Below are 14,405 nucleotides of genomic sequence, written 5' to 3' on the forward strand. Positions count from 1 at the left end.
ACGGCTGAGGGGGTATGCCTTTGAATTCAGCCATTCCGGTGAATTAGCCGGAACGGAAGGCATAAATGCCTTTGAATTCAGCCATTCGGGTGAATTAGCCGGAACGGAAGGCATAAATGCCTTTGAATTCAGCCATTCGGGTGAATTAGCCGGAATGGAAGGCATAAATGCCTTTGAATTCAACCATTCCGGGGATTCAGCCGGAATGGAAGGCAAATGCCTGCATTGCTGACACTACTGCATTCGAACCTGAAAGGATTACCGGACCAGTTCATCCAGGCCAGGCGACCATGAAGCCTTATTGAGCGATGTGATCAGATTTGCCCGAACGTACCCGAGTGTCGGGTGTTGAAGAAACCGTGGAAATAGGGGACAACTGGTGGAGCATATTTCAGTTCCTGGCAGCTCTGCTACTTGAGGGGCAACAGGTTATCAGGAATATAGGATCCATAATAGCTCAGAAGAAAAACCGCAGAAGCATTAATGAGAGTATTCCGGCTATTACAGATCCAAGCAGACTACGTGTCCGGATAGCCACCCAGAAGGTAGGCAAGGCGGCAATCCACTCCATATTGCTGGCCAGCAGTGATAACTCCCCATCCTGGATGAACAGCTCCTCTGCAATCAGAGCGGACATGACGGCGATGGGGACATAATTTAACCAGCGCATGCCCCAGTCGGGAAGATTGATCCGGCTGAGCAGCATGAGCGGAAGAACCCTTGGAACGAACGTAACCAGGGCAGCCCCCGCAATAATCAAAAAAATATCCATTCTTATTTCCATTTTTCAATCCCCATTCCGCAGGTCGCTGCCACAAGTGTAGCCGTGATTACACCCATGCTGGGCGACCATAATAACGAGACCCCCACCGCAATCAGCACAGCAATTAGACCTACGGCAATATCAATGGCATATTTTTTGCGGCTCTGTACGGCCATTACCAATAGGCCAATGAACATTGCAGGCAGGGCAAAATCCAGACCGAAGCGCTCCGGGCTCGTAATCCATTGGCCCAGAAACGCCCCCGCTAAATTGGCGATGATCCAATTCAGGTAAGCAGCTATGTTCAAGCCATGCATCCATTTCTCACTGATGTTCCTGCGACTGGCACTTTTGTGAATCGCCACACCAAAGGTCTCGTCCGTGAGCAGAGAACCGACCAGCATATTGCGCAAGGGCGTGAGATGCCGGAAATAAGGCGATAAGGCAGCGCTAAGCAGCAAATGACGCAGATTCACGAACAATATGGTAATTACAATGCTTGCAGCACTGCTACCGGCTGCAATCATCCCCGAAGCGATGAACTGGGCAGAGCCGGCATATAGAATAATCGACATCATGGCAATTTCGGCTATTGTAAGCCCGGCGGTTTTTTCGACGACCCCGGCAGCAAAGCCAATGCTTAAATATCCCAATAGCGTGGGCAGGCAATCTTTCACTCCCTTTAGGAAGCTGTCCTCATTCTGCGGGGCCGCATGCGGTTCCAGCCCGGCCGTCTCCAGTTTCATTAAAAACTCCCTCCTTTTAAGCATAAAACAAATACTATAAGAGCAATTTTCAACACTGTCAATTCCCCAGCTTGCTTCAGGCCCCTCTTGTATTTAGTACCAACCAATTCTCCAGCGAATGAACCGATCCTGCGGGGCACTGTTTCTGAAGCGATTGGTTCATCCCATGGCTGATTGCATGATTGTTGTCCGCGCCAAGGTCCCCTTAACATGTGAAGAGAGGAGCCTGCTCGTCATTCACACCATCATTTGCTAAAGGGGGCCCAAGATCGTATGGCTGAGCTGTCGGAAACATCAATGCTGCATCCCGGAGTTACAGTCAATAAACCCGTCAAACCAAGCTATTTGCGGAACATCAGGAAACACTGGATGCTTTATGTCATGATCCTGCCCGGTATTTTGTTCTATATTATTTTCAAGTACATTCCGCTGGGAGGAAGCGTGATCGCTTTTCAGAACTTTCAAATTATGAAAGGAATTTGGAATAGCCCATGGGTGGGCCTGGACAATTTCAAGTTTATTTTTACGTACCAGGATTTCTATCATGTTCTCCGGAATACGGCGCTGATTGCCTTTTACAAGCTGGTGATCGGTTTCCCTGCTCCAATCCTGCTGGCGCTGATGTTCAATGAAGTGAGGAAAATGCTGGCGAAACGCTTTTTGCAGAGTTTGTTCTATCTGCCTCATTTCCTCTCCTGGGTGGTCGTCGGGGGGATCGTCTTTGAAGTGCTGGCCTCGGGTGGATTTGTAAACGCTGTCCGTGGCTGGTTCGGCTTCGAGCCGATTCTGTATATGCAGCAGGAGCAGTATTTCCGGCCCATTGTCGTTCTGTCCTCCATATGGAAAGAGGTAGGATGGGGAACCATTATCTACCTCGCTGCGATCAGCGGCATTGATCCGACCCAATATGAAGCGGCCGTGATGGACGGAGCCAACCGGTGGAAACAGACGATTTATATTACTCTACCCGCGTTGTTCCCGACCATCCTTATCCTGTTCCTGCTGAATATCGGAAATTTCCTGGAGCTGGGCTTCGATCAGGTCTATAACCTGCTGACACCGATGACCTATTCGGTAGGGGATATTATCGAGACTTATGTATACCGCTCGGGTGTACTGCAGGGGCAATACAGTGTAACGACGGCCATCGGACTGTTTCAGTCCATCATCGGCTTCATTCTGCTCTGGATCTTCAACCGGCTGGCCAAAAAAACCGGAGAGGGGTTGTGGTAATGAAGCAGACCTTTGGGGAAAAGTGTTTTCAAATAGCCAACTATGTCTTCCTGACGGCTGCTGCCTTTACCATGATCCTGCCGCTGCTGCATCTGCTGGCGGTTTCCCTAAGCTCTCCGGTTGCGGCAGACTCCAAGGAAGTTTTCCTGTGGCCGGTCGGCTTTACATTCGCTTCCTGGAAACATATTTTGCAAAGCTCGGGGTTATGGCAATCTTTTGGTGTAACCGTGTTCATAACGGTAGCGGGTACAGCGCTGAGTATGCTGTTTTCAGTGCTGACCGCTTTTCCGCTGTCGCGCCGGGAGTTCCTCCTCCGTAAGCAAGTGATGCTGGGCATCGTCATCACGATGATATTCAATGCGCCGATGATCCCGTTCTTCCTGACGGTAAGGGAGCTGGGGCTGATGAATTCGCTATGGTCCTTGCTCATTCCCGGCGTCATCGGCACATTCAATATGGTTATCCTGCGCACCTTCTTTATGAGCTTGCCGAAGGAGCTGGATGATACCGCCCGGATTGACGGCTGCCATGATTTCCGGATTCTGTTCCAGATCTATCTGCCGCTCTCCAAGCCGGTGCTGGCCACGGTCAGCCTGTTCTATGCCGTAGGGTACTGGAACACGTTCCAGCGGGCGGTACTTTTCCTCCGTGATCCCGGGCTGTGGCCGCTGCAGATGAAGCTGCGGGCCTATCTAACCAGCCCGGAGGAACTGGCTCAGGTGAACATGTTCCTCGGCGATTATAACTTCAACACAACCACGTTAAAGGCGGCGACGATTCTTTTTGCAAGCGTTCCCATCATTTTGGTGTATCCTTATTTACAGAAATATTTTGTGAAGGGTTCCCTGCTGGGGTCGCTGAAAGAATAATACATTACCAAGGGGATGATTCCATGAGAAGACAATTGACCCAAAAGATTGTACCGCTACTCCTCAGTCTTGCCGTGCTGCTGGTGGCCGGCTGCGGCGCAAGCACCCCGAACGCCGGAAGCAATGAAGGTACAGCCGGTAAAGGGAACTCTGGAGCTGTCAAAGTCAAAGTATTCAAAAGCCATATGGGCATCGGCAGCTTGCCGGCTGCCGATGATCCGCATGTGAAATACATCGCGGAACAAACAGGGGTTCAGTATGAGCTGATTACCACACCTCCCGGCTCGGAGCCTTCCGAATATTTGAACCTGATGATCGCCTCGGATGAGCTGCCGGATATCCTGCGTCCGATCGGAGGCGTCGAGCAGACGCTGATCCAGCAGGGGGGAGCGCTGCCGCTGGATGAACTGCTGCCTGAATATGCCCCGCATGTCTGGGAGAGCATTCCCCAGGAAGCTTGGGACATCGTCCGCTCCGCTTCCCCTGACGGCAAAATCTATTATGTGCCCAAGGTGTTCCTGGTGCCGGAACGCGCCCCCTTGATCCGCAAGGATTGGCTGGATAAGGTTGGCCTGGAGATGCCAAAGACCGAAGCTGAATATGTCGAACTGCTCAAAGCCTTCCGCGACAAGGACCCGAACGGCAACGGCAAAGCGGATGAGCTGCCGACAAGCGGAAGGGAATTCGGCCGATGGATGGACCATCTGTTCGCTATTTACGGGGTGGCGATGTGGGAAGGGTATCCCGAATGGGATGAATACGATGGGAAAATCCAATATGCAGGGACTACCGATAATATGCGGGAAGCCATCAAGTTCATCCGCATGCTTTATGAAGAAAAGCTGCTGGACAACGAAACGTTCCTGAACAAAGGGGAAGTCTGGCAGGCCAAAATCAACAATAACCTTGTGGGCAGCTGGTACCATTTGCCGGCGAATGTGCGTGACCGGTACAATGCGATGCTGACCCAGGCTCCGGATGCTTATATTGCGGCGATGCCGCTGCCCAAAGCCGAGGGTTTTGAAGCCTTCGTAACCCAGAAGAGCATGGGCGAACCGGAATGGATGATTCCGGCCGCCAAGCAGGAGAATGCTCCGAATGCCCTGAAACTGCTGGATTTCTTCTATAATTCCGAGAATGATGAATTTGTCCGCTTCGGGCTTGAAGGGGAGCAGCATGAAGTCAAGGACGGGCGCAAAGTAATTATCCCGCCTGCCGACAACAAACCGCTTGCACTTGGGATGAAGAATTTGACCACCGCAGACGACATGAACAAGCGGATTGAAGAGACGTATCCAGCGGACCAGCAGCAAATGGTCAAAGACATGTTCAAAGTGAGCACCGCCGATGCCCGGCAAATTGCCGGTGACGGTCTTCCGGCTTCCGTATATGAAGGTTATCCCGATATCCAGTCCCACAAGCTGTTCCAGGAGGTATTGACCAAGATTGTCATCGGCGAGCTGCCGCTGGAGGCTTATGATGAATACGTGAAGAAATGGAATGCTTCCGGGGGCGAAGCGGTAACCCGGCGGGTGCAGGAATGGTATGAGAAGGTGAAAAAATGAGAAAAAGATATGCCATCTGCGGTGTCAGCGGCAGAGCTTTGGGCCAATTCGCCAAACCGATCCATGAGCTGTTCTCCCATAATTCGGAGGTCGTAGCCCTGCTGGATACGGACCCTGCACGTTTTGAGGCCTATCGCTCCCGGTTCCCGCAGCATACGGAGGTTGCTGTATATGGAGCTTCTGATTTCGGGGTCATGGTCGATGAGATGAAGCCGGACTGCATCATCGTCGCCGGCAGGGATGATACCCATGTGCGCTATATTACAGCAGCGCTGGAGCGTGATCTGGACGTGATCACCGAGAAACCTATGGCCACTACGGGGGCTGATGCCAGACGTATTCTGGAAGCGGAAGCAGTGAGCCGGGGCAAGGTGACCGTAACCTTCAACTACCGCTATATGCCGATTCACATGCGGATCAAGGAGATGATTCAGGAGGGCAGGTTAGGCCGCATCACCTCCATAGACCTTAACTGGTATATCGACACCCATCACGGCTCCAGCTACTTTAAACGCTGGAACCGGGAACGGGCCTTCTCGGGCGGGCTGTCTGTCCATAAAAGCACCCATCATTTTGATCTGGTCCAGTGGTGGATCAATCAGAAGCCGGTGGAGGTCTTTGCCTACGGAGCCCTGAACTATTACGGTGCTGAAGGTGAATGGAACCCGGCACGGGAAGATGGAAGACACTGCCGTACGTGCAGAGTCTCGGAAGACTGCGCCTATTATTCCCGCTGGACGCCGCGCAGCCGCCAGGTCCGGGTGCCGGATGACCACCTGAACCTGCTCGGCGCAGACCCTAAGGATTTCCCGTACACGTCATACCGTCCGGACCAATGCATTTTTGATTCCACTATCGAGATTGAAGATACGTATACGGCAGCTGTGAAATATAACGGGGGAGCGCTGATGAGTTATTCGGTCAATTTCTCTCTTCCTTATGAAGGTTACCGGCTGGCGGTAAACGGCACACGGGGCAGGCTGGAGACACTGGAATACCATATGCCCGCCCGCACGCCTTTTCCCACACCGGTCCAGACCATTGACTTCTTTCCGCTGTTCGGATCGAAGGAGACCATCCATGTCGTACACCGTGAAGGGGGGCATGGCGGGGGAGACCCGCTGCTGCTTGAGGATATTTTTCTGGGCGAGGACCGGAACCGGCCCTACCGGATTCTATCGGGGGCCGCAGACGGCGCTTATTCCGTTGCCGCCGGGGAGGCGGTATGGCGTTCCGTGGAAGAACACCGGCCCATTGCCATAGACGAAGTGCTTGACGGCTGGGGAAGTACAGTGCCGGCCCAGAAAGTGAGGGAGCAGTGAACATGAGCAGACACGGATATTTCGAGCCGGAAGAGAGCATCGCCTACCAGAGCGGTGAGGACGTAATGCACACCCTGATGACCATTGCGGCAAGATACATCGGGGCCAATCCGCCGCACCCTCCGGTCTACAGGGTAACCAGGCCAGGACCTGTGCGCAAGACGGATGACCACCGCTACTGCTTTCCGGTGGGAGAACTGTTCCCCGGCATGCGGCAGGAACAAAAGGTGTATGCCTGGGCAAAGCTCTGGAGCGACAGCGAGCATGACTTCATTTTTCATGTGACCTGCTTCGGCCCGCTCAGGATTTACCATAATGGAATTGCTGCCTATGGCTCCGCAATTGATGAAGAATATCCAGCGCTCCCTCTGCTGAAGCTGAAACTCCGGCTGCTTAAAGGCTGGAATGATTTCGTGCTGGAATTCAGCTGTGGACAGCATGGAAGCGGCGGCCTGTTCGGCACCGGCTCCAGGAAGAACAAACCCCTGCACTTCATTGTGCCTTCTCTGGAGCGGGAGGGGGAGGAAGGCTGGCTCTATACGGAGCCGCTTGATGCCCCGCTGTTAAAGATTCCGGCAGGTCCCCTAAGGGAGGAGGTTACCGGGGTGAGATGGCTGCCCCGGCAGGAAGAGTCTGGAGCTGCACCGCCAAAGGGACAGCTGGCAAGGATGTATGGCCTGTCAAGCGGAATGTCTGCCTATGCGTGGACGAAGATCAACGGCACGTACTGCGGCCGGGAGCCTGTGATGATCTCCGGTGAAGCCTTCAGTCCGGTGGAATTCTCGGTTGACGGGCAACTGGTCTTCCGGCAGGAACGGGCGGGAACCTTCCGCTTCGAGCTGCAGCTATCCCCTGCCAGCCATAACCTGACTGCAAATTGTCTCTGCGGTGAGCAGGCTTGGGGTTTCCGGCTGGACCCGGCTTCGCTTGCGCTATTGACTCCAGCCCAGGATGTAAAAGGCTACAGCGGAAAATGGCTGTACCTGGGTCCCTTTCAGGCCGGGCAGGAAATTGACCTGGCTGCCTGCCAGACCATGAAGCAAACGGTCCGCAGCGGAACGGATGAAGAAGTGTACTGGCGGACGGAGCTGCAGGACGGAGAGGTGCGTCCGTTCCTGGAGAATGAATGGTTCGGCAGATGGAACTATCCGCTTGGAGTCACCTTATATGGCCTGCTTCAGCTCGGAAAAGCGGGGCACCGGCCGGATATCCGCGACTACGTGCTGGACCATATCGAATTTGCCTCTTCACGTTTCAGCTATTCCTTATGGGACAGAGCCCGTTACGGCGCTGCGGGCCTCAATAATCAGCTCTCGCATATCGACAGCCTGGATGACTGCGGATCTTTTGGAGCCACCATGCTGCTGGCCGGGCAGGAGCGCAAGCTGGAAGGTGCCGCGTTGACTGCAGCTCATATCGCGGACTATATTTTGCATCGGCAGGACCGTCTGGAAGATGGCACTTTATACCGCAAGGTTGGTGTCTCAAGAACCATGGATAATACCATGTGGTGTGATGATCTGTACATGAGCATCCCTTTTCTGTGCAGATATGCGCATTGGTCGGGTGACGGAAAGGCGCTGGATGAAGCGGCAAGACAGGTGCTTTTGTATAAAAAATACCTCTATATTCCTGAGCGGCAAATCATGTCTCACGTGTTTGATGTGGAACGGGGCCAGCCCACACTTACCCCATGGGGCAGAGGCAACGGCTGGGTGCTGTTCTCCTTGTCCGAGCTGCTGACGGTCTTGCCTCATGAGCATCCTTCCTTCACAGCTCTCCTTCAGTTCTACTGGGAATTGTGCGCAGGATATTTGGGACTGCAGGGCAGGAACGGATTATGGCATCAGGTGCTGACAGATCCCGAGTCGTATGAAGAAACTTCCTGTACCTCAATGTTCATCTATTCGTTCGCCCGGGGGGTACGTCTGGGCTGGCTTTTGGACCCGGAGCCCTATTCCCAAGCTGTTCTGCGGGGCTGGAAGGGACTTACCCGGCGGTCGATCGACAAACAGGGAAATGTATACGGGGTATGCCGGGGCTCCAGCTACGCTTTCTCCAATCAATATTACAAACATGAGCTGAGCTGGAATCTGAACGATACACATGGGATCGGTATTGTGCTTTTGGCCGGACTTGAAGCCATGTCCATGCAGGATTGGCAGGTGCACGCTCCGGCAGCGGAAAGAGTCGGGACTGCGGCCAAACCGGGGAGCCGGACCCCTTAAGGAGACAAAATAGGCTGCAGGGCCGGGTCGTATTGGGCAAGCGGGCACTGTATAATGGCGGTATATTGCACATAAGGTGGGAGATAACTGTGACCCTTTCCTTTTTAAAGTGGCTGAAATTCAATTTCACCAATACCCAGACCCGGCTGCTGCTGATCCTGACCATTGCCGTCTTTATGATTATTATCGCGGTCGGTATGACCACGTATTACTCCTCCAAATCGGTATTGCAGCAGGAGCTTAGTGAACCGCAGCACCAGATGCTGCGCATCAGCATGAATGACATTGATGAGGTTATCCGGGAAAGCGACCAGATCGCGGTAAAAATCGCACTGAACAGCAACGTGTATAAATTTCTGACGAATGAAGTCCAGGGCTCTTACCGCAACATCACGGAGCTGCTGCAGTTTCTGGAAACTTTAATCAGCAGTACACCTTTTATTAAGAGCGCTTACATCTATGATATGGAGCGGGAGAGCATGGTTGCTTTTCCTCAAGGGTACAGCTCCAGCAAGGCCAATTTTCCCGATTCGGATTGGGTGGGGGTGGCTGCTGAACTTCAGGACCGGCCCATGCTGGTCAAGCAGCGGGAGATCCCCGCAGGTTCAGGGAAATCCGTGTCGCAAATTACACTTTACCGGAAGATTATGCTAGCCGGGCAGCTGAAGGGGATGATCGCGGTGAATTTCAAGACGGAGCAAATGTTTGAGCATATGCTGCTCTCCTCCGTCTCCCACCTCGACAGCCACCGTTTCATTCTCGATACCGACAACCAGCCGTTGTATGATCTCGGCAATTATGCCGTCGGAGAGGAGGCGGTTGGTCAGGTGCTGACCCGGCTGGAAGGTGAAAAGCTTGGTGAATTCAAGCACGAAGGCAAACTTCTGCTGGCTTCACAGATCATTTCGCCGTACACCGGCTGGCGTTACCTGTCAGTGATATCGCAGGACAGTCTGCTGGCCAATGCCCAGAAGATCCGCGATATCGTCTTCGTGGTATCTTTGATGGCTCTTGTGGCCGGGGCGGCCACAATCACTTTCTATAATGCCGCCGCCTTCAGACCCGTAAGACGGATGAGGCAGCTGCTCAGCGGTTATGACCGGGAGCGGATCAGCCCCGAACTGATTGATCTGGAGAAAATAACGGGCCAGCTGCTTACGGATCATGCCCAGCAAGCCATTAATCTGCGGCAGACCCTTCCGGAAGCCTCCTCCAAATTTCTGACGGATATTTATACCGGCAATATGACAGGTAACCGGGAAATCGGCGAGAAGTGGAGCCGTTACTTCAAAGATTGGAATGATGAGCCGCTGGCGGTCGCCATGTTATCCATCGACGATTATCACGCCTGGTGCGAACGCTTCAAGAAGTCGGATCAATCACTGCTGAAATTTGCCATCGCTAATATCATTGCTGAGCTGCTGTCCGGACAGTGGCGGATGCTGTCTTCTGATCTGGGCAGAGACCGGATGCTGGTCATGCTGCAGCCGCTTGCGGCGGGCAGGGACATCAGGGCAGCGGGGGCCATCGGAGAAGCGCTTACGATGATCCCCCGGCTGCTCAAGTTCCAGGTCTCGGCCGGCCTCAGTGGATATCATGACGGGTTCACGCGTCTTCAGCAGGCGATGCATGAAGCGGAGAGCGCACTTGACTACAGATTGTACCGCGGATATGAACGCGTGATTCCGTTTGAAGATATTTCCGGCAATCAGCTGCCGGAGAGCGCTGCTGGAGAACATGAAATCATTGCCAAGCTAACTGAAACCATCGAAGCCGGCAGGGGAGAAGAGGCCCTGAAAGTGCTGGATAAAATGATCAGTCGCATTAAGGGCGAGCAGTGGCACCCTTCCTCGGCGCTGGCGTTTCTTACGTCTGTTGCAGAAACGCTGGAACGCATCCGTCTGAACCGTGAGACAGAAGGCTGCGGAATCGAGGTGTCCGGTTTGCGGACAATGCATCTGGAGGCGGCCTGGACTCTGCTGCGGCGGCAGGCAGAAGCATTGGCCGAATGGTTCGGCAGTCTGCTGCTCAGTAAGGATTTCATTCTGTGCCAGCAGATGATTGCATTTATGAACGGCCATCTGGAGGACAATGTAGGCATTCAGGAGATTGCCGAACATGCCGGCATCGGCACCAGTCTGGCCAGCCAGCTGTTCAGGCAGGAAATGAACGATACCCTTCACGGATATTTCACGAAGCTGCGGATGGAACGGGCCTGCGAGCTGCTGCTCGATACGGATTACAGGATTTCCGAAATCGCCTCCATGGTGGGCTACCAGCATGAGAACAGCTTTATTCGCGTGTACCGCAAATACAAGGATATTACGCCGGGCAAATACAGGGAGATGATGCGCAGCCGCAGAGATTCTCTGCTGGGTTCCTAAGATCCCCTGCCCGCTTAATGAGAAGGAGGCAGCGCCATTTATGGATCGTAAATCGGTCGTCACCAGGAACCATCCGGTATTGACACAGCTTGAGCCCAGGTCGCCTTTATCCGTAGGCAATGGAGAATTTGCGTTCAGCGCTGATTTTACAGGCCTTCAGACCTTTCCGGATGCCTACGAAATCCCCCTCGGCACACAGTCCAATTGGGGGTGGCATTATACCGGCGGCCATCAAGTCTTCGGAGATCAGGATATTACCTATCAGGCATTTGAAACCTACGGGCGCAAGGTGCTGTACCCCATGAAACCGGAAGACAAGGAAGAAGCTTACCACTGGCTGCGCCAGAATCCTCATCGTCTTCAGCTTGGGCGGATTGCGTTTCGGCTGCTGCGGGAAGACGGGGAGGCAGCAGGCGTTGCCGATGCGGTTCCGGTGCGCCAGGAAATGAACCTCTGGACTGGTGTCCTGCACAGTGAGTTCACAGTGCAGGGAGCTGAGGTGAGGGTGGAGACAGCCTGTGACCCACAGCGGGACTGCATAGCCATTCGTGTGCACTCCGGGTTAATCCGTGAAGGCCGCCTGCAGCTGTTCCTTGTTTTCCCGTCACCCGATATGACCCACCGGAGCTGGTCCAAATCTGTATTCCCCGACTGGAAGCAGGACAGCAGACACCATACCGAGCTGACGGAGGCCAGCATGGCTTCCGCTTCGCTGAAACGCAAGCTTGATGAAGATGAATATGCCGTGAAATGGATCTGGGATGCGGGCCGTCTGGAGCAGACCGGACCCCATGAATTTACGCTGCTTCCCGAGGTTGTCCAGGACACCGGCTGCTGGTCCTGCAGTATAGCTTTTGCTGCCCGGGAGCCGGAGCCGCAGCCGGCGGAAGTTGTACTGCGCACAAGCTCGCATCACTGGGAGGAATTTTGGAACAACGGAGCAGCGATGGACCTGTCCGGCAGTACAGATCCCCGTGCTGCCGAGCTGGAGCGCAGAGTGGTGTTGTCCCAGTTCCTGTGCGCCGTGCACAGCGGAGGGTCCATGCCGCCGCAGGAGACCGGCTATATGTACAACAGCTGGTTCGGCAAAATGCATCTGGAGATGCACTGGTGGCATGCTGCCCATTTCCCGCTGTGGGACCGTGCCGACTTGCTGCGCAGAAGTATGGACTGGTACCTGACCATCCTGCCGGAAGCATGTGAACTGGCCCGATCCCAAGGTTATGCCGGGGCGCGCTGGCCCAAAATGGTCGGCTATAACGGGCGGCAGACCCCGTCACCGGTAGCGCCTGGCTTGATCTGGCAGCAGCCGCATCCGATGGCACTGGCCGAGATGTGTTATTTGGCCCGGCCTGAGCGGTCCGTACTGGAACACTACAAGGACATTGTATTTGCAGCGGCTGACTTTATGGTGTCCTATACCTATTGGGACGGGGAAAGAGAAGCTTATGTGCTGGGTCCGCCGCTGATCCCCGCGCAGGAGAATCATGCCATGAACGAGAGCTTGAATCCGCCGTATGAGCTGGAATACTGGAAATTTGGGCTGGAGATTGCCGTGCAGTGGGCGGAGCGGCTGGATCAGCCGGCCAATCCGGCCTGGACGAAGGTGGCTTCGCATATGGTGAGGCCCCGGCAGGAGAACGGGGTTTATCTTGCTCATGAGAATTGTCCCGGCACCTTTACCGACAAGAACCATGACCATCCCTCGATGCTTGGAGCGCTTGGACTGCTGCCCGGATCGCTGATCGATAAAGAGATTATGAGGAATACACTGCTTAAAGTCAAAGAATGCTGGGACTGGGAATCCGCCTGGGGCTGGGATTTTCCCATGTGCGCCATGACAGCGGCCAGACTGGGGGAACCGGAGCTGGCGGTGGATTTTCTGCTGACGGATGCTACGAAGAACACGTATTTGCCAAATGGACACAATTATCAAAGACCGGGCCTGTGGGCGTATTTGCCGGGGAATGGCGGTCTGCTGACGGCTGTCGCCATGATGGCTGCGGGCTGGGCCGGCGGAGAGGAACGGGAGAATCCGGGATTTCCGCAGGATGGAAGCTGGTCTGTGGAGTGGGAAGGGCTGAAACCCCTGCTCTGATCAGCCAGCCACTCACTTTAGAGAGGAAGGGGCAAGCCACATGACGAAAGGAACAGTAACCCCTGCAGAATGGAAAATGTATCATGACCGGATAACCGGTCTTCCGGTCCGGCAATTGACGGACTACATGGCGCACAGCCATCATTTGTATTTTACCGAAAACGGGTGGTACGACAAATGGCGACGGCTGCTGTTCGTCTCGGACCGGGGCAATTCGGCCAATCTGTTCTCGATTGATATGGACAACGGTGAAATCACGCAGCTTACAGATTACAAGAACAATGACCAGTTGGAGGCCTGTCTCCATCCAGAGGGCACTTATGCCTATCTTAGACGTGGGGAGGCCGTTATATCGCTTGACCTGAACTCACTCCAGGAGCGGCTGCTGTATGAATGCCCTGCCGGATACAACATCGGCAATCTCAGCTGCACCGCCGACGGCTTGTCCGTTCTGACCTGCATCCAGGAAGACCTGTCCGGCAGGCTGGATCTGGATCTTGGCAACGGATATGTCGGCCACCGGGAGCTAATGGAGGCTGCGCCTTCCAGCATCATTTTATCCATCAACCTTGCCTCAGGCCAGACCAAAGCGGTATACCCGTCCGATTGCTTCATCACCCATGTGAATGCATCGCCCACCAGGCCATGGTTAATGACCTTTTGTCATGAAGGTCCCTGGCATCTCGTGGATCACCGGATCTGGGGCCTCAACCTTGAGACGGGTAAGGTCTGGAGAATCCGTGAACGGCTTGCTCCCGGTGAAAAGGTGGGGCATGAATTTTTTTTCCCGGATGGGGAGCGGATTGGCTATCATGGCTTTCGCCCTGACGGCACCAATTTCTTCGGAGCCATCCATTACGACAATTCTGATCTGGAAGAGACAGAGTTTCATTTTGATACCTGGCACGCCCACGCAGACGGATTATCCCAGGCAGTGGCCGACGGCAAGGGGAAGGTGAAGACCCTGAACCTCTGGCGCAGGACGGCGGAGGGTCACTTTGATGTGCCCCGGGTTCTGTGCGAGCTGCGCTGCAGCTTTCATTCGCAGAAAGTGCATGCCCATCCCCGGTTCACCGGACAAGGGGAGCGGATCGTGTTTACAAGCGACCGAACGGGGTACGCCAATGTCTATCTCATTGATCTTCCGCAGGATACATCCACGCTGCCTGTGCTTGAAAGCTGACCAAAACTATATAG

The 14,405-nt window shown here is 54.3% G+C and carries 10 protein-coding genes; 8 read left to right on the forward strand and 2 right to left on the reverse strand.

From position 1 onward, the window contains the following. Positions 1–457 precede the first annotated feature (457 nt). Positions 458–784 (reverse strand): AzlD domain-containing protein, encoded by a 327-nt coding sequence (locus IEY53_RS06010; protein ID WP_189022958.1) that lies wholly within the window; start codon positions 782–784, stop codon positions 458–460. Continuing rightward, positions 775–1,509 carry an AzlC family ABC transporter permease gene (locus IEY53_RS06015; protein WP_189022960.1) on the reverse strand — a complete coding sequence of 245 codons (735 nt, stop codon included), beginning with the start codon at positions 1,507–1,509 and terminating at the stop codon, positions 775–777. The genes IEY53_RS06010 and IEY53_RS06015 overlap by 10 nt, the downstream gene beginning before the upstream one ends. Positions 1,510–1,806: 297 nt before the next feature. Between IEY53_RS06015 and IEY53_RS06020 the strand changes: the two genes are divergently transcribed. The 8 genes from IEY53_RS06020 to IEY53_RS06055 all read left to right on the forward strand — a co-directional run bounded on the left by IEY53_RS06020 (position 1,807) and on the right by IEY53_RS06055 (position 14,391). Next, on the forward strand, positions 1,807–2,742 hold the full coding sequence (locus IEY53_RS06020; protein WP_189023167.1) for an ABC transporter permease: 936 nt from the start codon (positions 1,807–1,809) through the stop codon (positions 2,740–2,742). Then, on the forward strand, positions 2,742–3,611 hold the full coding sequence (locus tag IEY53_RS06025; RefSeq protein ID WP_189022962.1) for a carbohydrate ABC transporter permease: 870 nt from the start codon (positions 2,742–2,744) through the stop codon (positions 3,609–3,611). Before IEY53_RS06020 ends, IEY53_RS06025 begins: the two co-directional genes overlap by 1 nt. Positions 3,612–3,634: 23 nt before the next feature. Beyond that, positions 3,635–5,176, forward strand: a complete 1,542-nt coding sequence (locus IEY53_RS06030; RefSeq protein ID WP_189022964.1) for an extracellular solute-binding protein — start codon at positions 3,635–3,637, stop codon at positions 5,174–5,176. Further along, positions 5,173–6,498, forward strand: coding sequence for a Gfo/Idh/MocA family protein (locus tag IEY53_RS06035; protein ID WP_189022966.1), 1,326 nt, complete (start codon positions 5,173–5,175; stop codon positions 6,496–6,498). Before IEY53_RS06030 ends, IEY53_RS06035 begins: the two co-directional genes overlap by 4 nt. A 2-nt stretch (positions 6,499–6,500) precedes the next feature. After that, positions 6,501–8,726, forward strand: coding sequence for a glycoside hydrolase family 88/105 protein (locus tag IEY53_RS06040; RefSeq protein WP_189022968.1), 2,226 nt, complete (start codon positions 6,501–6,503; stop codon positions 8,724–8,726). Between the two features lie 89 nt (positions 8,727–8,815). Then, positions 8,816–11,110 (forward strand): AraC family transcriptional regulator, encoded by a 2,295-nt coding sequence (locus tag IEY53_RS06045; RefSeq protein WP_189022970.1) that lies wholly within the window; start codon positions 8,816–8,818, stop codon positions 11,108–11,110. Positions 11,111–11,150: 40 nt separating this feature from the next. Beyond that, positions 11,151–13,208, forward strand: coding sequence for a glycoside hydrolase family 65 (locus IEY53_RS06050; protein WP_189022972.1), 2,058 nt, complete (start codon positions 11,151–11,153; stop codon positions 13,206–13,208). A 40-nt stretch (positions 13,209–13,248) separates the two neighbouring features. Further along, entirely contained in the window at positions 13,249–14,391 is a 1,143-nt protein-coding gene (locus IEY53_RS06055; RefSeq protein WP_189022974.1) for an oligogalacturonate lyase family protein, read from the forward strand. The last annotated feature ends 14 nt before the right edge of the window (positions 14,392–14,405 follow it).

The sequence above is a fragment of the Paenibacillus albidus genome, assembly GCF_014644435.1.
In the GTDB taxonomy this organism is placed as follows: Bacteria; Bacillota; Bacilli; order Paenibacillales; family Paenibacillaceae; genus Paenibacillus_AQ; species Paenibacillus_AQ albidus.